The following is a 23,460-nucleotide window of genomic DNA, read 5'->3' on the forward strand; positions in this document are numbered from 1 at the left end:
AGATGGTGAGGGAAGTGACCACGGACACACGGCTCGTCGTCCTCGACATGGCCGGCACCACCGTCGCCGACGGCGGCCTGGTGGAGCGGGCGTTCGCCGTGGCCGCCGGGGAACTGGGCGTCGAGCCCGGATCCGCGGACCATGCCGAGAAGCTGGACTACGTCCGGGCCACCATGGGCGAGTCCAAGATCTCCGTCTTCCGGCACCTGTTCGGCGAGGAACCCCTCGCCCAGCGGGCCAACTCCGCCTTCGAGAAGGCCTACGGGGAACTCGTCGACGGCGGGCGCATCGCGCCGATCGCCGGAGCGCGCGAGGCGATCGAGGCGCTCACCGAGTCCGGCCGGACCGTCGTACTGAGCACCGGGTTCGCCCGCGTCACCCAGGACGCGATCCTCGACGCCCTGGGCTGGCGGGACCTGGTGGCGCTCACGCTGTGCCCGGCGGACGCGGGCGGCCGGGGACGGCCGTACCCCGACATGGTCCTGGAGGCCTTCCTGCGGACCGGGGCCGCCGAGGGTGTGCAGCAGATCGCGGTCGTCGGCGACACCTCGTACGACATGCTCAGCGGGGTACGCGCCGGGGCCGGCCTGGTCGCCGGCGTGCTGACCGGGGCGCACGACGACCCGGCACTGCGCGCCGCGGGAGCCGGGCACGTGCTCGGCTCCGTGGCCGAACTGCCCGCCCTGCTCCTCGGATCCGACCGGGCCGGCGGGGACGGGCGATGACCAGCGGTATCCGCTTCGACCGGGTGTCCGTCGCCTATGACGGCACCACGGTCCTCGACGCCCTCGACCTGACCGTCGAACCCGGCGAGGTCATGGCGCTGCTCGGGCCCTCCGGATCCGGGAAGACCACCGCGCTGCGGGCCGTCGCCGGATTCGTACGGCCCGCAGCCGGGCGGGTGTTCATCGGCGACCGGGACGTGACCGACCTGCCGCCCCACCGGCGTGGCATCGGCATGGTGGTGCAGCAGTACGCGCTCTTCCCGCACCTGCGCGTCGAGGACAACGTCGCCTTCGGGCTCAGGGCGCAGAAGGTCGCCCGGAACGAGATCCGCGGGCGGGTCGCCGAGGCTCTGGAGATGACCGGGATGGCGGCCTACGCCCGGCGCCACCCCCGGGAGCTGTCCGGCGGACAGCAGCAGCGCGTCGCCATCGCGCGGGCGCTCGCCATCCGGCCCGGCGTGCTCCTGCTCGACGAGCCGCTGTCCGCCCTCGACGCGCAGCTGCGCTCCGGAATGCTCGCCGAACTCGCCCGGCTGCACCGCGAGTTGCCGGACGTGTCGATCCTGTACGTCACCCACGACCAGGTCGAGGCGCTCACCCTGGCCGACCGGATCGCGGTCATGGACAGGGCGCGGCTGCGCGACTGCGGGACCCCGCAGGAGCTGTACCGGACACCGCGGACCGCGTTCACGGCGTCCTTCGTGGGCAACGCCAACCTGTTGCCCGTGACCGTCGGATCCGGGACGGTCTCCCTCGCCGGGACCGAGCTGAAGGTCGACACCGCGGACGCCGCGCCCGGCGCCTCGGCGACCCTGTGCGTACGGCCCCACCTCGTCGGCCTCGGGCCCGGACCCAACCAGGTCGCCGGGACCGTCAGCGAGGTCCAGTGGCGCGGATCCACCCACCGGCTGTACGTCGACGTCGCGGGCCACCGGGTGATGGCGGACCTCCGCGAGCTGCGCGAACCCCCCGTCCACGGCGACCCGGTGACGCTGCACTTCGCGCCCGACGACGCCGTACTGCTGTCGGCGGGGGTGACCGCGGATGGCTAGCGCCGTGGCCGCCGCCCCCACGGCGGCGCCCGCCGGGTCCCGCCGGCGGATACCGCCGTGGGCCTGGGCCCTGCCGCCCGTCGCCGTCCTCGGCCTCGTCTTCCTCTACCCCCTCGCCCTCGTCGTCCAGCAGTCCTTCCAGCCGGACACGGGCGGCACCTCGGCGCAGGCGTACGGCGACGTGTTCGCCTCCACCGCCTTCCGGGACGCGCTCGGCACCACCGTGTGGCTGGCGGTCGGCTCGACGGCCGGGTGTCTCGTCCTCGGGTTCGCGCTCGCCCTGGTCATCGCGTTCGTCCCGTTCCCCGGCGGGAAGGCCGTCGCCCGGTTCATCGACGTCTTCCTGTCCTTCCCGTCCTTCCTCATCACGCTCGCCCTGCTGTTCCTCTACGGCAGCGTGGGCATCGCCAACGGACTGTGGACGGACGCGACCGGTGCCGCCGAGGGGCCGTTCCAGTTCCTCACCACTCTGTGGGGCGTGCTGCTCGCCGAGATCACGTACTTCACCCCGTTCGTGATGCGACCCCTGCTCGCCGCGTTCTCGGGCATCGAGACCGCCCAGCTGGAGGTGGCGTCCTCGCTGGGGGCGCGGCCCGCGCGGATCGTGCGGCAGGTGATCCTGCCCGAGGCGCTGCCCGCGCTCGCGGCCGGCGGCAGCCTCGTCCTGGTGCTGTGTCTCAACGAGTTCGGGATCGTCCTGTTCACCGGGGCGAAGGGCGTCACGACCCTGCCGATGCTCGTCTACAGCAAGGCCATCCTGGAGTCCGACTACCCGGGCGCCTGTGTCGTCGCTGTCGTCAACGTCCTGATCTCCGTGGGCCTCTACGGCCTGTACCGGGTGGTGAGCCGTCGTGCTGGTGCATAGCCGCAGGGGGAGGTGGGCCACCTGGGCCGTGTTCTTCCTGCTCTTCCTGCCCCTGTTCGCCCTGCCGCTCCTCGTCGTCCTGGCTGCGTCGTTCGCCACCAACTGGTCGAGCGTCTTCCCGTCCGGCTTCACGACCGGGCACTACACGGCCGCCACCCGCGGCGAGTCGCTCCAGGCCCTGACCACCAGCCTGGTCACGGCGCTCACCGCGAGCGTCCTCGCGCTGCTGGTCGGCACCTGGGCGGCGCTCGCCGCGCACGCCCTCAGGAAACGGGGCGCCCGCGTCCTCGACGCGCTGTTCATGCTGCCGGTCGCCGTGCCCTCGGTCGTCGTCGGCCTGGCGATCCTCGTCGCCTTCTCCAAGCCGCCGGTGCTGCTCAACGGCACCCGGTGGATCGTCATCCTCGCGCACGCCGTTCTTGTCACGGCGTTCGCCCATCAGTCGGTGTCGGCCGCCATCGTGCGTCTCGACCCGGCGTACGAACAGGCCGCCGCCTCACTCGGCGCCCGGCCCTCGTACGTGCTGTGGCGGGTGCGGCTGCCGCTGCTGCTGCCCTCGCTGACCGCCGCGGCGGGCCTCTGCTTCGCCCTGTCCATGGGCGAGTTGAGCGCCACCATGATGCTCTACCCGCCGGACTGGACACCGCTTCCCGTCCAGATCTACGCCGCCACGGACCGCGGCGCCCTCTTCACCGGCTCCGCGCTCGCCGTGGTCCTCATGACCGCCACCGTGATCGTCCTGTTCGCCGTCTCCCGGATCCGCACCAGGGCGACCTACCGCTGACCCGTCACCGAGCCACCGGCGCCCCGCCGCCCCACTGATCCACCGACCCACCGACTCACGCCACCACGCAAGGAGTTCATCTCGTCATGCCCAGAAACACCTTCCTCAAGTCGCTCGCCGCCGTCGTCGGCGGTCTCGCCCTCGCCTCCACCCTCACCGCCTGCGGTGGCGACTCCGCCGCCTCCGACGCCAAGGTCGTCACCGTCTACAGCGCCGACGGTCTCAAGGGCGAGAACGGCGACGGCTGGTACGACCAGGTCTTCAAGGACTTCGAGAAGCAGACCGGGATCAAGGTCAAGTACGTGGAGGGCGGCTCGGGCGAGGTGGTCCAGCGCGCCGTGCGCGAGAAGACCAACCCGCAGGCCGACGTCCTCGTCACCCTCCCCCCGTTCATCCAGCAGGCCGACGGCAAGGGGCTGCTGCAGAAGTACGCCCCGAAGGGCTCCGACCGGGTCGACGGAGCCGACAAGGCCGCCGACGGCACCTGGACCTCCGTCGTCAACAACTACTTCGGCTTCGTCTACAACAAGAAGGAGCTGAAGCAGGCGCCCACCCACTGGGACGAACTGCTCGACGCGACGTACAAGAACAAGCTCCAGTACTCCACCCCGGGTGTCGCCGGCGACGGAACCGCCGTGCTCATCAAGGCGATCCACGACTTCGGCGGCAAGGAAGCGGCGCTCGCCTACCTGAAGAAGCTCCAGTCCAACAACGTCGGCCCGTCCGCCTCCACCGGCAAGCTCGCCCCCAAGGTCGACAAGGGCGAACTGCTGGTCGCCAACGGCGACGTCCAGATGAACTACGCGCAGTCCAAGGACATGCCGAACCTCGGCATCTGGTTCCCGCAGGCCACCGACAAGGCCGCCGACGCCGCCGGGAAGCCGACCACCTTCGCGCTCCCGTACGCCGCGGGCCTCGTCACCAAGGCCCCGCACACGGAGAACGGCCGCAGGCTCCTCGACTTCATGCTCTCCGCCAAGGCGCAGCAGCAGGTCAGCGAGATCGGCGGCGGCTTCTCCGCACGGGGCGACGTCAAGGCCACCGACGCCAACGCCATCGCCCTGACCAAGCTCATGGACGGGGTCGAGGTCTTCCAGCCGGACTGGTCCGACATCGACAAGAACCTCACCTCGTACGTCGAGGACTGGAAGTCGGCCACGGGCAGCTGACGCCCGCCCGCCCTTCGGCCCGAGGCCTCACCCGTCCTCACCGCTTCACCCTTCTCGTTCTCTTCTCGCGCTCCACGTCTCATTCGTGCCCTGCACCGTCCCTCAACGGAGGACCACGTGTCGTCACGCATGTCCCGTCGCTCGCTGCTCGTCTCGGCGGCCGCCCTCGCGGCCTCCGCCGGGCCACTCTCCGCCCTCGCCCGCGCCGCCGCCAGGACGCCCAAGGTCCTGGTCATCGGTCTGGACGGCACCCTGCTGAACCGGATCAAGGACGCCGACGCCCCGAACCTCGACGCCCTGATGGCCGCGGGCCTCACCGCGCCCAGCAGCATCTACGCCAACCCCTTCGCGCCCACCCTGTCCGGCCCCGGCTGGTCCACGATCATCACCGGCGTCTGGCCCGACAAGCACAACGTCAAGGACAACGCCTTCACCGGTCACAGGTTCGCGCAGTACCCGGACTTCCTCACCCGGATCGAGACCGCGAAGCCGTCCCTGAGCACGTACGCCGTCTCGTCCTGGGCGCCGATCACCGACACGGTCTTCTCGTCGAAGGTGGACACCCGGGTGTCCACCCCCAGCGCCGAGTACGACACCGGTACCACCTCACGCGCGGTGGCGACGCTGCGCGGCGCCAACCCGGACGCGGTCTTCGTCCAGCTCGACAACGTCGACCACGCCGGCCACAGCTACGGCGCCGCCAGCTCCCAGTACCTGGACGCCATCCATGGCGTCGACACCCAGGTCGGACAGCTGGTCGCCGCGGTCAAGGGCCGTGCCTCGTACCCGAACGAGGACTGGCTGATCATGATCACCGCCGACCACGGACACACCGACGCGGGCGGCCACGGCGGCTCCAGCCGGCCCGAGCGACAGACCTTCATGATCGCGACCGGGACCGGGACAGCGGCCGGATCGGTGCGCTACGACGTCAAGATGCCCGACGTCGCGGCCTCCGCCCTCGCCCACCTGGGCATCGCGATCGACCCGGCGTGGGGCCTGGACGGACGGCCTCTCCAGCAGCCGGTGGCCGACGACTTCGACGCGCTGCGCGCCCGGTTGGGGACGCGCGTCGACGAGACCGGCATCGGCGCCGGCATCCTGGGCTTCACGCACACCCCGCCCGCCGGCTGGTCGGTCGACAACGCCGCGATGGGCACGGGCGGCGTCACGGAGTGGCGCGGCTGGTCCTTCACCACGGACGAGTTCTGGACCGCGGCCCAGGTCGACCAGGAGCGCGAGTCCAACGTCCGGGCCCGCGACGTCTTCGCGGTCGCCGACGGCGACGAGTGGAACGACAAGAGCGTCTCGGGCACCTTCGACTCCACCCTGATCAGCCCGGCCCACCCGGTCACCGGCGGCCGTACGGCCACGCTGACGTACACCACGTACTACCGTCAGGAGGCGCCGCAGAAGGGTGAGGTGCTCGTCTCCTACGACGACGCCGCGCCGGTCCCGGTGAAGACGTACACCGCCGATGTGCCCTCCCGCACGGAGACGCTCACCCTCCAGGTCCCGGCCGGTGCGCGGACGGCCCGCGTCCGGTTCCGCTACACCGGCGGCAACAACTGGTACTGGGTGATCGACGGGGTGCGGATCGAACAGGCCTGACCAGGTCGGGACCGTACGGCCCTGACTAGGCTGGGGGGCGTCGGCACAGCGTCGTTCCGGCGCCCCCGGATCCAGTGCGTACGAACGCCAGGACGGCAGGAGATCCAGCAGATGTCAGAGCGCAAGCCCATCGAGTCGTGGCTCACCGACATGGACGGTGTGCTCATCCACGAGGGTGTGCCGATCCCCGGCGCCGACGCCTTCATCAAAAGGCTGCGGGAGTCCGGGAAGCCGTTCCTGGTGCTCACGAACAACTCCATCTACACCGCCCGTGACCTGCACGCCCGGCTCCGCCGCATGGGTCTGGACGTCCCGGTGGAGAACATCTGGACCTCCGCCCTCGCCACCGCCAAGTTCCTGGACGCCCAGCGCCCCGGCGGCACCGCCTACGTCATCGGCGAGGCGGGTCTGACCACCGCGCTGCACGACATCGGGTACGTCCTGACCGACCACGAGCCGGACTACGTGGTCCTCGGCGAGACCCGCACCTACTCCTTCGAGGCCATGACCCAGGCGGTCCGGCTGATCAAGGGCGGCGCCCGGTTCATCGCGACCAACCCCGACGAGACCGGCCCGTCCACCGAGGGCCCGCTGCCCGCGACCGGCGCCGTCGCCGCGCTGATCACCAAGGCGACCGGAAAGCAGCCGTACTTCGCGGGCAAGCCGAACCCGCTGATGATGCGGACGGGCCTGAACGCCATCGGGGCGCACTCCGAGACCAGCGCGATGATCGGCGACCGCATGGACACCGACGTGCTGGCCGGACTGGAGGCGGGGATGGAGACCTACCTGGTCCTGACCGGTCTCACCACGCGCGACGAGATCGAGAAGTACCCGTTCCGGCCCTCCAGGATCGTCGACTCGATCGCGGACCTCGTCGACCGGATCTGACGGGTGACCACACCCCTAAACCATTTGTAACCCGTCCGGAGCAGTCGCGGGCGTCAGCGGATGCGCCGGGCGGTCCGCGGGGGGAGTCTCCAGATATCTGGAGGTTCACGATGGGTTCATGGAAACTCACTCTCTGTGCGGGTGCGGTCGCCGCGGCCGCACTGACTCCCACCGCGTACGTGGCCGCGCTGACCCCCGCCGCGTACCCGACCGCTCCCCGGAGTGACGCGGCGGCCGTCTCGGTGACACCCGCGGCCCCCGCGGCCGGCAGTGACATCCGGCTGCGGGCGCAGGGCTGCGCGGGAAGCACCGGCACCGCCGCGTCCACCGCGTTCGTCTCGGACGCGCGGCTCACGGGTTCGGGCGGGGTGCTCACCGGCGAGACCCGGGTCCGCACCTCGCTGTCGCCCGGTACCTATGACGTCACGGTCGGCTGCGAGGGCGGGCAGGGCCAGCGGCAGGTCAAGGGCACCTTGACCGTCACCGGGCAGGCGGATCCGCTCTCCACGCTGTCCGCTCCGGAGTCGCTCGCGGCCCCCGCCTCGCCCGTCGCCCCGGTGCACGCGGGTGGCGGCGGCACCGCGCACGCCGACGGGAGCGGCACCCACACGGTGGCCGTGGACGCGCGGGAGACCGGTCCCGGGACCCGGCAGGCGGTGATCGGTCTCGTCCTCGCGGGCGTCGCCGCGGTGGCCGTGGCGCTGCGCAGCGCCCGCCGCGGCCGAGACACCTCCGAGTGACATGCCGGACAGGGAGCGTTCCTCGGGTGCGGGGCGGCTGCTGACGGGTGTCGCCTGGGCGCTGCTGCTGCTCGGACTGTGGGTGTGGGGCCGGGAGGTGACCGACGTCCGGCTGGGGATGTCGGCGCCGACCACCGGAGACATCGCGGCGGTGGGACGGCCGCCGGAGGTCCGGATGCCTCCCCCGCTGAAGCCGCTCGGCAGGGCACGACCCCAGCGCGTCGACATTCCGTCCATGGGGGTGCGGGCGCCGGTCGTGGCCCGCGGGCTCGACACCCAGGGCGCCATCGATCCGCCGCCCTACGAGCAGCCCGGCGTGGTCGGCTGGTACGCCGCCGGAGTGCAGCCGGGGTCGGCCGGGACCGCACTGTTCGTGGGGCACGTCGACACCGAGACCCGGCCCGCGGTCTTCTACAAGCTGAGCGCGATGCGGCCGGGCCAGACGGTCCGGGTGATGCGCGACGACGGGACGGTCGCCGAGTTCACCGTGGACGACGTCGCGGTCTTCCCGCGCGATCACTTCGACGCGCAACAGGCCTACGGGCCACGGCAGTCGGGGCGGGCCGAGCTGCGGCTCGTCACCTGCGGCGGCACCTTCGACCGGACCCGCCGTACGTACACCGCGAACGTGGTCGTGTCCGCGTACCTCACCGGAAAGGGCCTCTGAATCCGAGGGGACCCCGCAGGCGGAGCCCCAGGGGTCCCCGCGCACCTGGCCCGGCCGGCGGCCCGCTCCCCCCGGGGCCGCCGACCGGACTGGTCCTCGACCGCGCGCGCACGGGCTGCGGGAGTAACCCGGCGACGGCGCGGGAGGTTCCGAGACCATTCCGGACAGCGCGAACCACGGGCAGGAGCCCGGTGATCCGGATGACCGGCATGGCGCGAACGGCCGGGGGCCGGGGGCGTTCGAGGCAACTCTAGAGCGGATGAGCGTTCCGGCCTAGAGGCTGTCGGAGGTCGGACGGCACCTGGTGGCGCTGTGTGATCCGCCCAGGTGACGGCCGCTCCGCGGGCGGCCTGTGCCCGCGTCATACGGGCCGGGGCCGTTCGTCGTCCAGGCCGTCGCGGTCCAACGAGCCCGCCACGACCCGCGCCGCGACCTCGTCGAGCGGCATCCGGTGCCGGCGCGCGTACCGGCGCAGTGCCGGGAAGGCCTGGTCCACACCCGTGTTCCAGCGCTCGGCGAGTATGCCCTTCGCCTGCTCGACACGGACGCGGCGGGAGAGCGCCGACTGCGCCTGCCCCGCCAGCGTGCGGTACTCCGCGTGCAGCCGCTGGTTGTGCAGTCCGGCGGCCGCCGCCTCGGCGAGCAGCTGCGCCAGCCGTACGCTCTCCTCGTCGCCGGGCGGCTCCGGTCGGCCGGGGGGCTCCCTCGGACCGGGCGGCTCCGGGGGACCGGACGGCGGGGATACGAACACGTTGAGCGCGCCGAGCAGCGTCTCGCGGCGGCGCAGCGGGACCGCGAAGGTCGCGGCGATGCCGTGGCGCAGCGCCCGCCGGGTGAAGTCGGGCCAGCGGGCGGCGGTCCGGGCGGCGCCGATCGGGATGTGCGGGACGGGCCTGCCCGTGCCGTAACTGTCCAGCAAGGGGCCGCGACGGTCCGGGGCCGCCTGGACGGTCAGCAGGTCCAGCGCGATGTCCTGGCGGCGGCTGCTGCCCACGAACGAGACCCGCTCGGCGCCCGCGACCAGCATGATCCCGGCGGAGTGCGCGCCGACGATCTCCACGCAGTGGTCGGACAGGCGCTGCAGATGGTGCGCGGTGTCGTAGCTGTCGGAGAGGGTGTCCGCGGCTTCCAGCAGTGCCGCCGCGAGCCGTGTCTCCCGGGTGCTCGGATGCATCTCCCGTACCCCGATTCCGTTGTCGTCCCCCCTGCTCCCCCGTCGTCCCCGTCGGTGCCGTCCCGCTGTGCCGGGCCCCCGCTCAGCGGCGCCTACCCAGCGCGTCCGGGCCTGTAACAGCTCTCCGACAGGGTTCGGGCGATCTCGTGGGCGAGGAGACGCCTATGTCACGATTGACCCTCAATGCGGCGCATCCGAGGGGGAGTTGCATGTACGGCGGCAAGGAGGCCGGGGCACGGGCGTCCATGGCGGTGATGGGGGCGGTGCTGCTGCTGGCGGGGTGTTCGTCCGCGGGGGGCGGCGGGGACGAGAGCGACGGTGCGGGATCCGGGATCACCCGACAGCCCAGGAACTCCGGCCCGTTCTGGGTCAACCCGGCGGGCAGCGCGGCCGAGCAGGTCGCCGCGTACGCCAAGGCGGGCAGGAAGGACGACGCGGAGCAGATCCGCAAGATTGCGGAACGGCCGACCGGTGAGTGGATCGGGCCGGAGAACCCGGAGCGGGAGGCGCGCGGCTTCACACAGGCCGCCCAGCGGGCCGACCGGGCCGCCGTACTGGTCCTCTACAACATCCCGCACCGCGACTGCGGCCAGTTCTCGCAGGGCGGCGCCGCCGACGGCGACACCTACCGGACCTGGATCGACGGCGTCGCCCGGGGGATCGGTGACCGTCCCGCCACGGTGGTCCTGGAGCCGGACGCGATCCTGCACCTGGTCGACCGGTGCACTCCGGGCCGGTGGCACGAGGAGCGCTACTTCCTTCTGAAGGAGGCCGTCACCAGGCTCAAGTCCCTGAAGAACACGAAGGTGTACCTGGACGCGGGCAACGCGGGCTGGGGCCACCCCGACCAGATCTTCCAGCCGCTCGAACGGGCGGGCGTCGGTCTGGCCGACGGCTTCGCGGTGAACGTCTCCAACTTCTACTCGACCCGGGACTCCGTCGCGTACGGCAAGCAGCTGTCCGCGAAGGTCGGCGGCAAGCACTTCGTCATCGACACCAGCCGCAACGGCAACGGGCCGTACACCGCGGGCGAGGCCGACGAGAACTGGTGCAATCCGCCGGGACGCGCGCTGGGCGAGAGCCCGACGACGAAGACCGCCGATCCGCTCGTCGACGCCTATCTGTGGGTGAAGCGGCCCGGCGAGTCGGACGGCACCTGCAAGGGGGGTCCGAAGGCGGGCGACTGGTGGCCCGAGTACGCGCTGGAGCTGGCGAAGGCCTCCGAGTGAAGGCCTGCGCCTGACGGCCGGTACGGGACCGGGGGCGGGCTCCGGTGGATCAGGGAACCCTGATCCACTGGGCCTCGGACGGGGTTCCCTGGTCGTCCGTCACGAACAGCATGTACCAGCCGGACTCCACCAGGTTCCGGTTCTTCGGCACGGTCACCGTGATCCCCGTCGCCGTCTTCCTGAAGTCCAGCGCGATGGAGCGCTGGTCGACGTCGGTGACATGGGTGGACGCGCTCGGCCGGATCAGGCGCGCTGTCCTGATGGACGAGGCGTGCGCCGAGGTGAAGGCCGCCGAGCCGCCGCGCGCGACGGTCTTCGGGCCGCCGGCCAGGCCGGGCCGCGAGTCGCGGTAGAGATACGGCGGCGTGTAGATCTCGATGCGCTGCTCGAACGTGGCGGGCTTGGTGCCGGCCTTGTCCGCGTAGAGCGGGTTGGAGCCGAAGAACATCACGCGGCCGTCGGGCAGCAGGATCGACCCCGAGTGGTAGTTGCGGCCCACCAGGGGGTCGGCGACCCGGTCGAAGGTGTTGGCACGGGGGTCGTAGATGCGTGCCTGGAGGATGTCGGAGGCGCCGCGCCCGCGGTAGTCCTCGGAGCCGCCGGACACCAGGACGGTGTCGTCGGGCAGGATCGAGGACTGCGGATAGCGGGTGCCCTTCTCCAGCTCGGGACCGTCCACGAACCTCGGGTTCCTGTCCTTGAGGTCGATGAGCCGGGTCTTCTTGCTGGAGAGCCTGGACTCGCCGACTCCGCCGCCGCCGATCACCAGGTACTTCTCGTCCTGTGCGGGCGGCAGCAGCACCGTGCCGGACGTCTCCATCCTGGTGGGGTCGCTCAGGCCGGGCAGGGGGGTGAACCTGTTCCTCGCCACGTCCCAGATACCGGGGTCACGGCCCACGTCGTCCGGTCCGTAGCCCGCGTTCGAGCCCGAGTAGAACATGTCGCCGTTCTGCATCAGGCTGATCGCCGGATAGGTCGGGAACTGACGGATGCCCTTGGTGTACGTCCACTTCCTGGTCTTCGGGTCGAAGACCTCGTTCTTGCCCGGGACCAGCTGGCCGATCTCGTCCAGGCCGGAGAGGCTGAGGATCCTGCCGTCGCTCATGGTCGTCAGCGTCGGGTACCAGCGGGCCTCGTTCATCGGATCGACCCCGATGTACCGCTCGGCGACCGGATCGAACTCGAACGCGTCCCTGATGCCCTGGAAATCCTTCTTGTCCAGGGCGAGTTTCTGGGCGATGCCGTACGTGTTGCGCGCGTCCGGCCCCGTCAGGCCCTGGACCCGGTAGTTGTCCTGGGTGCCCGTCTCGTACTTCGGGCCGCTCTTCTGCGCCTCGACGTAGATACGGCCCAGGCCCGGGTCGTTGCGCAGGAACGCGCCGGTCGCCCTGGCGAAGACCTTCTTCGCGCGCGGGACGAGCACCGGGTCCTTGGAGACGAACGTCCTGCCGTTCTCCTTGCCGGTGAACCTGGTGCCCGCGGGCAGCGTGATCGGCTTGTCGGGGTTCTCGTTGTGGACGACCATCAGGCCGCCGGCCTTGGTGACGTCACCCTTCAGCGTCTCGTAGCGCTTGGTGCCGCCGGCGATCAGCAGTTTGCCATCGGCGAGCTGGGTGTGGCCCGTGCAGAACAGGTCGGCCGGCGTCGGGATCGGCTTGACGGTCCCCTTGACCGGATCCCAGAGCCGCGTGTCGAACTTCTTCGCGTCGAAGTTGTCCTGGTTGTTGCCCGAGCCCGCGACCAGCAGGACCTTGCCGGTGTGCAGCAGGGCCGCGTGGATGGTGTTCAGGCGGTACCGCTTGGGGAACCGGACGACGTCCCAGTGGCCGTTCTCGGCTTTGTACTCGGGCTTGTTGATCGTGTACTGGTGGTACCTCTCCGTGCTGAAGCGGTAGACCCAGGGTCCGTTCATCCCGGCCAGGGCGAGCACCACCGCCCCGCCCATCGCGAGACGACGAGCGCGGCGGCGACGGGCACCGTCTCTCATTTCTCACGCCCCCCGAGCGACATCCGCAGGGTCTGTTCGGCGCCGCCCCGCGCCGCCGCCCGGCCGGGCTCGTGCTCAGGCGCGTGCGGGGTGTGCCGCTCCTGCCGGGGCGCGGAGGACCGCGCGGGCAGGGGAGCGGTCTCCTCGGGCGGGACCGGGGGCTTCCTCCCGGCCCGGCGCAGCGTCCACTGCCAGGCGAGGATCGGCGAGGCCGTGATCAGCAGGGCGAAGCAGGCCCAGGTGATCATCGCGGGGTGGGAGTGCCCGAGCAGGAGTCCGGCGACGATCGAGCCGGCGAAGACCAGGACGAAGAACAGATGGATCCGGAAGGTCCCGAACAGCGTGTCCGGGCTCGCCGAATCCCCCTTGGGGGTCACCACGAACCTGCTCTTGCGGCGCAGCACGGCGTCCATCAGCGAACGGGCGTAGATCGGCGCGGAGAGCGCCGACATGATCATGCCCGCGACGCCGCCGGAGCCCTCGGGCTCGTGCGGGGAGACGTTGTGCCGGCGGTTCCACACGTACAGGCCGATCTGCAGCGCGGAGGCGTTGCCGTACAGCATCAGCCAGACCGTCGGGTCGATGTTCACGCCCGAGGCGCCCAGCCCCAGGAACAGCGCGCAACTCAGCGCGGCCAGGATCCAGTTGAGGGCCGACATCGGGTAGAAGATGATCATCATGGTGTAGTTGAAGAGCTTGCTCGGCGGCAGCGAGAAGAAGCCCTTCCAGTACTGCTTCAGGATCGTCTCGTACGTGCCCCGCGACCAGCGCAGCTGCTGGGTGAAGAAGTCCGTCCAGGCGTTCGGGCCCTCGCCGACCGCGAGCACGTCCGGGGTGTAGACCGAGCGCCACTTGCGCCCCGTGGCCGGATTCCGGTGGCGGTGCATCTCGAAGCCGGTCGCCATGTCCTCGGTGATCGAGTCGTACAGGCCGCCGATCTGTTTCAGCGCCCTGATGCGTACGGCGTTGGAGGTGCCCACGAACATCGGCGCGCCGTAGCGGTTGCCGGCCCGCTGGATCAGCGCGTGGAAGAGGAACTGCTGGGACTCGGCTGCCTTGGTGATGGGGTTGTCGTAGTTGCCGTACACCTGCGGGCCGATCACGAAACCGATGTCCGGGTCGCGGAAGAAGCCGAGCATCCGCTCCAGGTAGTTCGGCAGCGGCACGTGGTCGGTGTCGACGGAGGCGAAGAAGTCGTACGCGTCGCCGTGCGCCTCCAGCCAGGCGTTGTAGTTGCCGTGCTTGGTCCTGGCGCGGTGCGGCCCCTTGGCCTGGTTCCACTTCGCGACACCCTTGCGGGAGAAGTGGTGCACGCCGAGGCGCTCGCAGACCTCCTTGACCTCGGGGTCGTCGCCCTCGTCGAGGAGCCAGATGTGCAGAAGGCCCCGGTGGCGCAGCCTGACGGCAGCCTCCAGGGTCTTCGTCACCATCGCGAGCGGCTCCTTGCCGGGCACGAAGGAGGTGAGGAAGGCGACTCTGGTGCCGGTCTCGGGCACCACCGGGATCGGGTCGCGGGCGACCAGGGTCGCGTGTGCGTTCGAGAGCACGTTCATGCAGCGGAAGAACTCGATCAGGCCGATCGAGACGAGCATCACGATGTCGAGCACCGGCAGGAAGTCGTAGGCCGGGTAGTCGCGTTCGGTCCAGTGCTCCGGCTGGAGCAGCCAGCCGAGCAGGACCAGTGAGAGCAGTGGTGCCGCGCCCAGCATGAGGGCGGCCCGTACGCGGTGCGGCTCCTGGGACAGCAGGGAGCGGTACCGCACCTTGTACGGCTTGCTCGGATCGGGCCGTGTGAGAGGCCCCGCGAGCCTGCTGTAGTGCTCGTAGTCGTATCTCGGCGGGGTCTTCTCGATCCTGCCGGGGCAGCCGGTCCGTTGTGCCGGCACCCTGAGCCGGGTTGTCTCGGACGCGTCGAAGTCCTGTCGGGCGCCTGTCGGCGTCGACGTCATGAGTCATTCCCCCCACACGCACGGTCGGGTGCGTGTACGTCGGTTCTTGTCGCCCGCTCGGATCCCCCTCGACCGTCACGGACGCGTGCTGGCAGGCAGCGTCAGCCCTTCATCCACACGCGTGAAGAGCGCGGAAACGCGACCATCCGGTTGCACGGCGCCCCCTCGACACCCGTTCGTGTACGGGGCCCCCAACCCCCCACGGACGCAACCGGCCAAGCCCCCAACTGCCGTGTGCCGACAGTCCCTTGACGCCCAGGGTTCTACGGCGCTCATCATGATCGCAAGGTGCGAAACGCGCTGTTAACCGGTCATACGCTCTAATTGGGACGTCTGTGCGAAGATGGGATGTCTCCGTACGACGAAGGGCCCCTCGCCTGTGGCGAGGGGCCCTTCTGTCGGTGCGCCGCCAGGGACTCGAACCCCGGACCCGCTGATTAAGAGTCAGCTGCTCTAACCAACTGAGCTAGCGGCGCCTGCTGACCCGAGAACTCTACCCGATCCGAACGGGTGCTCCCGACCGCGGAACGGTTCCGGCCGCCCATGGTCGGCCGCGTACATCATTCGGACCGTCAACATGCGCCACCGGATGACAGTTGAGAAACTGACGACTGTGCAGAAAAGCGGAGATTTCTATCTGGAGGGTGAGGGGCGACGCATGGAGACTCCGGTCTTCGAGGAATTCGATCCCGCGAGTGACTGCGATTGCCCCGGATGCGTGCGCCACGGGCGCTTCCCGACCCCTTCCGTGCTCCCGGGACCGGTCGGCCGCCCGGCGGCGCACCGGGCCTTCGTGATCGCCGCGGCGGCGGGCGCGGTCCTTGTCGCGGTCCCGTCGGCGCCTGTCGTCGCCGCTGCGCACGGACCTGCCCGGCCGGGCGATCCCGCAGGTGACGAGCCCGACACGCCGCAGGGCGGCGAGGCCCCGCTGCACGGGTCGGCCGGAAGTCCCGCGAAGCCGGGGACCGGGGTCGAGGTGCCCGCCACCACCCGCGCGGAGATCATCAACCGGGCCAAGAAGTGGATCACCGCGCAGGTGCCGTACAGCATGAGCACGTACTGGTCGGACGGATACCGGCAGGACTGCTCGGGATACGTCTCGATGGCCTGGAATCTGCCGGGAAACGAATGGACGGGCAGCCTCGGCACGTACGGCGTACGCATTTCCCGCGATCAGCTGCAACCCGGCGACATTCTTCTCTTCCACAATCCGGCGGATCCCCAGAACGGTTCGCACGTCGTTCTTTTCGGCGGCTGGACGGACTACACGCACACGTATTACATCGCCTACGAACAGACCCGCCCGCACACCCGCCGACAGTCCACGCCGTACGCGTACTGGAGCAACTCGGCCCACTATCTGCCCTACCGTCACAAGGGGCTGGCCGACGGCGCGAGCGGCGCGCAGCCCTCGGCGCCGGGTACCCAGGCAACTCCTTACCCGGGCCCGTCCGCCTTCGGCCCCGGTACGAACAACGCGTATGTCACCCAGCTGGGCCGGCTCCTCGTGGGGCGGGGCGGCCGCCGCTTCTACACCTCGGGTCCGGGACCGCGCTGGTCGAACGCGGACCGACGGGCCACTCAGGCGTTCCAGCTCGCCCAGGGCTGGAAGGGGGCCGGCGCGGACGGGCTGCCGGGGCCGCGGACCTGGTCGTACCTGATGGAGGGGAAGGGCAGGGACATCCCACCCGCGGTGGGCACAGCGGTGGGTACGACGGTAGGCACAGCGGTGGGTACGGCGGTGGGTACGGCGGTGGGCACCACGGGGGCCAACGGGGCGCCGTCCGCTGCCGTTCCCGGCTTTCCCGGGCGCGGGATGTTCCGGCCGGGCGCACACAACGCGTACATCACCCTGCTCGGAAAGCAGCTGGTCAAGAAGGGTTTCGGCGCCTACTACCCGGGTGGGCCGGGGCCGGACTGGGGCGAGTCGGACCGGCGCGCCGTCGAGGCCTTCCAGCGGGCGCAGGGCTGGCGGGGCGGCGCGGCCGACGGCTACCCGGGCGCGGAGACCTGGCGGCGGGTCTTCTCGTGACCGGGTCCGCGGCTCGGGACGGAACCCGGACGCGGCGCAGGTCCCCGAGTCGTCACGGCGGACTCTGACGGGGCGGCACGGCCCACGGTCCCGACGCGGTCCGTGATCGCACTTCCACGCGCGCAGGCACGGAGGCAGGAATGACTTCGACCACTTCACCCACCCCGGAGCCCGATGAGTCCGCGGAGAGCGGCGCCGTCCGGTCCGCCCGGCTCATCCACAACGAGGCGACCACCGAGATCCCCGTCCATCTGCTCTTCCGGGACGAGACCGAGCCGGTGCCGCTCGCGCCCGCCGTCGTGGAGCGGCAGCCGGACCTCACCGTCCCCCTGCGGGCGCAGGTGAGAAACGGGGAGCGCGAACCGTCACGGGTCCGCCGGGGCGCTTCGGGCCGGCCCGCGCGCCCGGTGCCGGAGGTCGATCCGGCTCTGGTGGAGCGGCCCGCGCGGGTGCTGCCCGCGGTGGCGGGTGTGCTGGCCGGGGCCTGTGGGGTGGCCGGATGTGTGCTCAGCACGTGGTGGGCGGGGACGCTGCCGTCGGCCGTGGGGCAGGCGTTGGGGCTGCCCGGGCACACGGGTGCCGGGCTCGGGCCCGCGCAGTTGGGCGCGTACGCCGGAGCGGGCGCGCTCGGCCTGTTCGGCTTCGGCGGTCTGGCCCGCGGCCGGACCGGGCGGGCCTGGGTGCTCGGTCTCTTCGGGGGCTATCGCGGCACGGTCCGGCGCACCGGCCTGATGTGGATCAACCCGCTGGTGATCCGGCGCCGGGCCGACGTACGGCTGCGGCACTGGCGCAGCGAGCCGATGTCCGTGGTCGACGCGAACGGGGTGGCGCTGCGGGTGGTGGTGCTCGTCGTGTGGCGGATCAAGGACACCGCGCGGGCCGTGCTCGGGGTCGAGGACCATGAGACGTACCTGCGCGAGTGCGTGGAGGCGGCGCTGTCGCGGGTGCTCACGCGGTTGCCGGCGGACCTGCCGCCCTCGGTGGTCAAGGACCTGACCCTGCGCAACTCCGACGCCGTCGGCGAGGCGCTGACCGGGCTGGTGGTCGAGGACGCGGCGCCGGTCGGTCTTGAGGTGTTCTCCGCGCAGCCGACCCGGATCGAGTACGCACCCGAGATCGCCGCCGTGATACAGCGTCACCGGATCGCGGCCCTGGACGCCCAGCACCGCGACTCCGTGCTCGACTCCGTCGTCGATTCGGTCGAGGACACGGTCACCCGGCTGACCCTGCGCGGTCTGGTCGAACTCGACGACTACGAACGCAAGGCGCTGGTGAAGGATCTGACGGTGGCGTTCTGCACCGGCCGCCGGGAGGGCTCCCCGTAGGCCCTGTCGTCCGGATCAGGTGGCGGGACGGGGACGCGACCCGGCTGACGAGGCGCCGCGTTCCGGCGTCACCTCATCCGGACGAGAGGTCCGGGGGTACGTGTGTGATTGGTCTGGACATGTTCAAGAAGCCGCAATAATCTGGGACTTGGTCTAGACCTGAAAAACGCGCGCACGGCTCACGAGAACCTCCCCCACGTCCTCCAGGAGCGGCAGCATGCGCATACGGACGACCAGGAACAACGCCAAGTGGTACGCGGCCGTCGTCGGCCTCGCCACCGCGGGCACCTTCGTGCTCTCCACCGGCAGTGCCGGCGCCCACGGCTACACCGACCAGCCCCTCAGCCGGCAGAAGATGTGCGCCAGTGGCGGCACCGTCGCCAACTGCGGTGACATCCAGTGGGAGCCCCAGAGCGTCGAGGGGCCCAAGGGCTTCCCGGCGGCGGGCCCCGCGGACGGCCGGATCTGCTCCGCGAACCACACCAACTTCGGCCAGCTCGACCAGCCCAAGACCCCCTCGGGCGGCGCCTGGCCCACGACCAAGGTCACCGGCGGCCAGAGCTACACCTTCCGCTGGCAGTTCACGGCCGTGCACGCCACGACCGATTTCAAGTACTTCGTCACCAAGCCCGGCTGGAACCAGAACCACGCGCTGACCCGGGCCGACCTGAACACCACACCGTTCCTGACGGTCCCGTACAACGGGCAGCGCCCGCCGTCCACCCTCTCCCACTCCGGCACCCTGCCCACCGGTCTGAGCGGACACCACGTCATCCTCGGCGTGTGGACGATCGCCGACACCGCGAACGCGTTCTACTCGTGCGCGGACGTCACGTTCTGAAGGTACCGAGCACGGATGTTCTGAGCCTCCCTTGAGGCGCCGGGCCACCCCCCACGGGTAGGTTCCACGCACGTCGGCATGACCATGACGGCGTGCGTGGAGCTGCACCTGACAACGGGGGAATGTCATGGACGTCTTCTTCTATGCCGTGCCGGCGGTGATCATGGCCGGGGTGATCTTCATGGCGGTCGTGGTGGTCCGCCGGTCGCTGGACATGAGCCGGGCGTGGAACAGCGGGCTGACCGCGGAGGCGCGCTGTGTGCGGTCGTTCACGACGACCAGCGGCGGCGGTGGTGACACCTCCGTCTCCACGACGCTGCACCACGTGTACGAGTTCGTGACGCGCGACGGCCGTACGATCCGCTTCGAGGAGCCGAACGGCCCGGCGACGACCATCGAGGGCGACATCCTCACCGTCCACTACATCGCCGATCGCCCGGAGAGGGCGACGGCCCACGCGCCGCGCCGGGGGCTGCTGGCGGCGGGCACGGTCTTCACCCTGGTCATCTGCACGGTGATCGTCCTCGTCTGCATCGGCTTCATGGTGGGCGTCCACGAGTTCTTCTCGATGTGGGACCCGGCCTGGAACGGAGGGGACGCGTTCGAGGGCGCGGGGCTCCCTTTCTGACGGTACGTCAATTACCGTGCGCCTCCATGGGGTCCATGAGGTGTACCGTCGCGGAACTCGTGCAGCAACGGTGGGGCGACCACCGTCCGGGGCTGTGGTTCGAGGGGCGGGTACGCAGCCACCACCGGGTGGCGGCGGGCGCGGCGGCGCGGGCGGCGCTCCTCGCCGATCTGCTGCCGCCCGGCGCCGTGCCGCACGTCGGGGTGCTGCTCGACAACACCCCCGAATATCCCCTGTGGCTGAGCGCGGCGGCCCTCTCCGGTGCCGCCGTCGCCGGGATCAACCCGACCCGGCGCGGCCCCGAACTGGCCCGCGACATCCTGCACACCGAATGCCGTGTCCTGGTCACCGGGCGGACCCATCTGCCCCTCCTCGACGGCCTCGAACTGCCCGGCGTACGCGTCCTGGTCACCGACACCGAGGCCTATGAGGAACTCCTCGCGCCGTACGAGGGCGCGAAGCCGGACGCGGCACCCTCCGTGTCGCCGGACTCCCGTCTCCTCCTCTACTTCACCTCCGGCTCGACCGGCGCCCCCAAGGCCGCGATCTGCACCCAGGGCCGGCTGGCCGCCGCCGGACGCTCACTGGCCGACCACTTCGGGGTGCGCCCGGAGGACACGCACTACATCTGCATGCCGATGTTCCACGGCAACGCGGTGATCGCCGACTGGGCGCCCGCGCTGGCGGCCGGCGCGCGCGTCGCGCTCCGGCGCCGCTTCTCCGCGTCGGGCTTCCTGCCGGACGTACGGGCCTGCGGAGCCACGTACTTCACCTATGTGGGCCGTGCCGTGCAGTACCTGCTGGCCACGCCCGCCCGTCCGGACGACCGGGACAACCCCCTGCGGACGGGATTCGGGACGGAGGCCGGCGCGGTCGACGCGGCCGCCTTCGAACAGCGCTTCGGAGTGCGGCTGGTGGAGGGGTACGGCTCCTCGGAGGGCGGGGCCGCCATCCAGCGCACGCCCGGTACCCCGGCCGGCGCGATCGGGCGGGCGGCACCCGGCGACGACCTGGCCGTGATCGACCCGGCGACCCGCACCGAATGCCCCGCGGCCGTCTTCGGCCCGGACGGCCGGCTGCTCAACGGGAGTGCGGCGATAGGGGAACTGGTGAACCGCGGAGCCAGCCCCTTCGAGGGCTACTGGCGCAACCCGGCCGCCGACCTGGCCCGGCGGCGCGACGGCTGGTACTGGACGGGCGACCTCTTCTACCGCGACACCGGCGGCTACCTCTACTTCGCCGGTCGCACGGACGACCGTCTGCGCGTCGACAGCGAGAACCTCGCCGCCGCGATGATCGAGAACATCCTCGCCCGGTACCCGGGCGCGGCGGCCGTCGCGGTGTACGCGGTGCCGGACCCGGTGGCGGGGGACCAGGTGATGGCGACGCTGGCGCCGCGCGACGGTGTCCCCTTCGACCCGCGCGCCTTCGCCGCGTTCCTGACCGCGCAGCCCGACCTGGGGACCAAGATGGCACCCCGCTTCGTACGGATCGTGCAGCGGATGCCGGTCACCGCCACGAACAAGATCCACCGGGCGGCCCTGCGGCGCGCGGGCTTTCGCACTGCCGACCCGGTGTGGTGGCGGCCGGCCGGCGAGCCGGTCTACCGCCCGCTCGGGCCGGCGGATGTGCGGGGACTGCTGGCCGAGTACCGGGCGCGGGGGCGCGAGGGCCTGCTGCCGACCGTGACGCAGGGCTGAAGTCGGCTCGGGTTCCGCCTCGTTCCGATGGTGTGTACCGGTCTGTCCGCAAGGCGGGCGGAGGTCGTGCGGAGGTCTCGGGCGGCGGAGGAATCGCCGCCGCCCGACAGGGGGAGGATGCACCCGGACACCCGTGTCGCCCGTGCCGAGGACGGCGCCGCGTCGAGGAATGAGGGAACATGCGTCACCTGATCCGGGTCGTGGAGGCCGTCGGGGCCGCACCGCCCCGCGCGGGCGCGACGGGCCGTCCGCGCGACCCTCGGAGGATTCGGGGGCGCCGGACGACCGGGGCCGTTCGGACCGTTCGGGCCACGCGGACCGCTCGGACCACGCGGGCCACGCGGACCACTCGGGGTGCTGGGACGCTGCGGACGGCTCATGGCGCGGTTCCGGTGACGGCTCGCGTGCGTGATGCCGCGGGCGGATCCCGGTCAGGCTTTTGTCATGCCCCTGCCTAGCACGGTGCCGGACGGGAGACCGCCGACCGGGGCGACGTCCGCGCCGTCCGCGGTCCACGGCGCGGGCGGGGAGGGGCCGGGCGGTGTGCACGCCAGTCGTCGCGACGGCGCCGGGTTCTTCGGCAGGTGGCGCCGGGAGCGGGAGCGCCCCCGGCCCGTGTCCCGCGGTGACCCCTCCTTCGGTCCTCCCCGTGCGACGGCGGAACTCCCGGCCGCGGCCCGGGAGTTCCGCCGTCGACCGGCCTCCGTCCCCCGAACCGTGCACTCGGCCGGACGGTCCCTCCGACCCGCTCCTCCACCCTCGTCAGTCTTCCCGAAAGGCATGAGCGCCCATGTCCCCCACGCATGACCGCAGTCACAGCGACGATCTGCTGTCCTTCGTCCGCGCCAGCCCCTCGCCCTACCACGTGGTCGCGAACGCGGCCCAGCGCCTGGAGAAGGCGGGCTTCCAGGAACTGCGCGAGACGGACGACTGGGTGGCCGGCGCCGAGGGCGGCCGGTACGTCGTCCGCGCGGGAGCGCTGCTCGCCTGGTACGTCCCCGAGGGTGCGCCGGCCCGTACGCCGTTCCGGATCGTCGGCGCCCACACCGACTCCCCGAACCTGCGGATCAAGCCGGAACCGGACACCGGCACGGCGGGCTGGCGGCAGATCGCCGTGGAGGTCTACGGCGGTGTGCCCTTCAACACCTGGCTGGACCGGGACCTCGGCGTCTCGGGACGGCTGATGATGCGGGACGGCTCCAGTCGCCTCGTCCGTGTCGACCGGCCGCTGCTGCGCGTGCCGCAGCTCGCCATCCATCTCGACGGCGGCGTCAACGAAGGTGTCGCGCTGGACCCGCAGCGTCACCTCACCCCCCTGTGGGGGCTCGGCGGCACCCGGCCCGGCGCCCTGCTCGGCCGGATCGCCGACGAGGCCGACACCGACGTCGCCGACATCCTGGGCTGGGACCTGATGCTGCACGACATCCAGCCGCCCGGCTACCTCGGCGCGGACGAGGAGTTCCTGGTCTCCTCCCGCCTCGACAACCAGATCTCCGTGCACGCGGGCATCACCGCGCTGGTCGCCGCGGCCACCGCCGTACGGCCGCCCGCCTACGTGCCCGTACTCGCCGCCTTCGACCACGAGGAGGTCGGCAGCGGCTCCTGGTCGGGGGCCCAGGGACCGCTGCTGGAGCGGGTGCTGGGCCGGTCCGTCGGTGCGCGGGGCGGCAGCGCCGAGGACTTCCACCGGGCCCTCGCCGGCGGTTTCTGCGTCTCCGCCGACATGTCGCACGCCGTGCACCCCAACTACGCCGAGCGCCACGACCCGGACCACCACCCGCTGCCCAACGGCGGCCCCGTCGTCAAGGTCAACGTCAACCAGCGGTACGCCACCGACGGCACCGGGGTCGCCGTCTTCGCCGCGGCCTGCGAGCGGGCGTCGGTGCCCTGGCAGCCGTTCGTCTCCCACAACGCCATACCGTGCGGGACCTCGATCGGACCGATCACCTCGGCCCGGCTGGGGGTCCCCACCGTCGACGTGGGCGTACCGGGGCTGTCGATGCATTCCGCCCGCGAACTGTGCGGGGCGAAGGACCCCGGTCTGCTGGCGCGGGTGCTGACCGAGTTCGTCACGGCGGGCTGACCGTCCCC

The 23,460-nt window shown here is 71.4% G+C and carries 19 protein-coding genes and 1 tRNA gene; 16 read left to right on the forward strand and 4 right to left on the reverse strand.

Annotated features, from left to right (window positions below; all coding sequences use genetic code 11):
• The first annotated feature begins 2 nt into the window (after nucleotides 1-2).
• The 9 genes from OG199_RS26085 (at nucleotide 3) to OG199_RS26125 (ending at nucleotide 8,504) form a co-directional block, all read left to right on the forward strand.
• Nucleotides 3-725: an HAD family hydrolase gene (locus OG199_RS26085; RefSeq protein ID WP_405831521.1), complete on the forward strand. Its 723-nt coding sequence runs from the start codon at nucleotides 3-5 to the stop codon at nucleotides 723-725.
• Nucleotides 722-1,777: an ABC transporter ATP-binding protein gene (locus tag OG199_RS26090; protein ID WP_405831523.1), complete on the forward strand. Its 1,056-nt coding sequence runs from the start codon at nucleotides 722-724 to the stop codon at nucleotides 1,775-1,777. The genes OG199_RS26085 and OG199_RS26090 overlap by 4 nt, the downstream gene beginning before the upstream one ends.
• A complete protein-coding gene (locus tag OG199_RS26095) occupies nucleotides 1,770-2,642 on the forward strand; it encodes a 2-aminoethylphosphonate ABC transporter permease subunit (protein ID WP_405831524.1) in 873 nt (290 codons plus the stop codon). The genes OG199_RS26090 and OG199_RS26095 overlap by 8 nt, the downstream gene beginning before the upstream one ends.
• The gene (locus tag OG199_RS26100) at nucleotides 2,629-3,426 is read left to right on the forward strand and encodes an ABC transporter permease (RefSeq protein ID WP_405831526.1); all 798 of its coding nucleotides are present in this window, start codon (nucleotides 2,629-2,631) and stop codon (nucleotides 3,424-3,426) included. Before OG199_RS26095 ends, OG199_RS26100 begins: the two co-directional genes overlap by 14 nt.
• Before the next feature lie 86 nt (nucleotides 3,427-3,512).
• Nucleotides 3,513-4,595: a 2-aminoethylphosphonate ABC transporter substrate-binding protein gene (locus OG199_RS26105; RefSeq protein ID WP_356798579.1), complete on the forward strand. Its 1,083-nt coding sequence runs from the start codon at nucleotides 3,513-3,515 to the stop codon at nucleotides 4,593-4,595.
• Nucleotides 4,596-4,724: 129 nt separating this feature from the next.
• The gene (locus OG199_RS26110; protein ID WP_405834670.1) at nucleotides 4,725-6,206 is read left to right on the forward strand and encodes an alkaline phosphatase family protein; all 1,482 of its coding nucleotides are present in this window, start codon (nucleotides 4,725-4,727) and stop codon (nucleotides 6,204-6,206) included.
• A gap of 111 nt (nucleotides 6,207-6,317) precedes the next feature.
• A complete protein-coding gene (locus tag OG199_RS26115; protein ID WP_351716562.1) occupies nucleotides 6,318-7,097 on the forward strand; it encodes an HAD-IIA family hydrolase in 780 nt (259 codons plus the stop codon).
• Between the two features lie 110 nt (nucleotides 7,098-7,207).
• Nucleotides 7,208-7,837, forward strand: coding sequence for a hypothetical protein (locus OG199_RS26120; RefSeq protein WP_405831528.1), 630 nt, complete (start codon nucleotides 7,208-7,210; stop codon nucleotides 7,835-7,837).
• A 1-nt stretch (nucleotide 7,838) separates the two neighbouring features.
• Entirely contained in the window at nucleotides 7,839-8,504 is a 666-nt protein-coding gene (locus OG199_RS26125; protein WP_405831530.1) for a class F sortase, read from the forward strand.
• Nucleotides 8,505-8,865: 361 nt separating this feature from the next.
• On the opposite strand, the gene OG199_RS26130 is transcribed toward OG199_RS26125, so the two are convergent.
• A complete protein-coding gene (locus OG199_RS26130; RefSeq protein ID WP_356798585.1) occupies nucleotides 8,866-9,678 on the reverse strand; it encodes an ANTAR domain-containing protein in 813 nt (270 codons plus the stop codon).
• Nucleotides 9,679-9,887: 209 nt separating this feature from the next.
• Here OG199_RS26130 and OG199_RS26135 point away from each other — a divergent pair, with 209 nt between their 5' ends.
• Entirely contained in the window at nucleotides 9,888-10,907 is a 1,020-nt protein-coding gene (locus OG199_RS26135; RefSeq protein WP_356798596.1) for a glycoside hydrolase family 6 protein, read from the forward strand.
• 49 nt (nucleotides 10,908-10,956) lie between these two features.
• On the opposite strand, the gene OG199_RS26140 is transcribed toward OG199_RS26135, so the two are convergent.
• The 3 genes from OG199_RS26140 to OG199_RS26150 all read right to left on the reverse strand — a co-directional run bounded on the left by OG199_RS26140 (nucleotide 10,957) and on the right by OG199_RS26150 (nucleotide 15,319).
• On the reverse strand, nucleotides 10,957-12,894 hold the full coding sequence (locus OG199_RS26140) for a galactose oxidase-like domain-containing protein (protein ID WP_405831531.1): 1,938 nt from the start codon (nucleotides 12,892-12,894) through the stop codon (nucleotides 10,957-10,959).
• A complete protein-coding gene (locus tag OG199_RS26145; RefSeq protein ID WP_405831532.1) occupies nucleotides 12,891-14,843 on the reverse strand; it encodes a glycosyltransferase family 2 protein in 1,953 nt (650 codons plus the stop codon). The genes OG199_RS26140 and OG199_RS26145 overlap by 4 nt, the downstream gene beginning before the upstream one ends.
• 402 nt (nucleotides 14,844-15,245) lie before the next feature.
• Nucleotides 15,246-15,319 (reverse strand) — tRNA-Lys (locus OG199_RS26150).
• A 182-nt stretch (nucleotides 15,320-15,501) separates the two neighbouring features.
• Between OG199_RS26150 and OG199_RS26155 the strand changes: the two genes are divergently transcribed.
• From OG199_RS26155 to OG199_RS26180, 6 genes are all read left to right on the forward strand, one after another.
• The gene (locus OG199_RS26155; protein WP_405831533.1) at nucleotides 15,502-16,875 is read left to right on the forward strand and encodes a peptidoglycan-binding protein; all 1,374 of its coding nucleotides are present in this window, start codon (nucleotides 15,502-15,504) and stop codon (nucleotides 16,873-16,875) included.
• Between the two features lie 140 nt (nucleotides 16,876-17,015).
• Nucleotides 17,016-18,200, forward strand: coding sequence for an SPFH domain-containing protein (locus tag OG199_RS26160; protein WP_356808780.1), 1,185 nt, complete (start codon nucleotides 17,016-17,018; stop codon nucleotides 18,198-18,200).
• Between the two features lie 217 nt (nucleotides 18,201-18,417).
• Nucleotides 18,418-19,041, forward strand: a complete 624-nt coding sequence (locus tag OG199_RS26165; RefSeq protein WP_356808779.1) for a lytic polysaccharide monooxygenase — start codon at nucleotides 18,418-18,420, stop codon at nucleotides 19,039-19,041.
• A gap of 127 nt (nucleotides 19,042-19,168) precedes the next feature.
• A complete protein-coding gene (locus OG199_RS26170) occupies nucleotides 19,169-19,669 on the forward strand; it encodes a DUF3592 domain-containing protein (RefSeq protein WP_356808778.1) in 501 nt (166 codons plus the stop codon).
• A 26-nt stretch (nucleotides 19,670-19,695) separates the two neighbouring features.
• The gene (locus tag OG199_RS26175; RefSeq protein WP_405831535.1) at nucleotides 19,696-21,369 is read left to right on the forward strand and encodes an AMP-binding protein; all 1,674 of its coding nucleotides are present in this window, start codon (nucleotides 19,696-19,698) and stop codon (nucleotides 21,367-21,369) included.
• Between the two features lie 790 nt (nucleotides 21,370-22,159).
• Complete coding sequence (locus OG199_RS26180; RefSeq protein ID WP_401804123.1) at nucleotides 22,160-23,452, forward strand: M18 family aminopeptidase; 1,293 nt, start codon at nucleotides 22,160-22,162, stop codon at nucleotides 23,450-23,452.
• Nucleotides 23,453-23,460 lie beyond the last annotated feature (8 nt).

The sequence above is a fragment of the Streptomyces sp. NBC_01176 genome (assembly GCF_045039825.1).
Classification (GTDB): domain Bacteria; phylum Actinomycetota; class Actinomycetes; order Streptomycetales; family Streptomycetaceae; genus Streptomyces.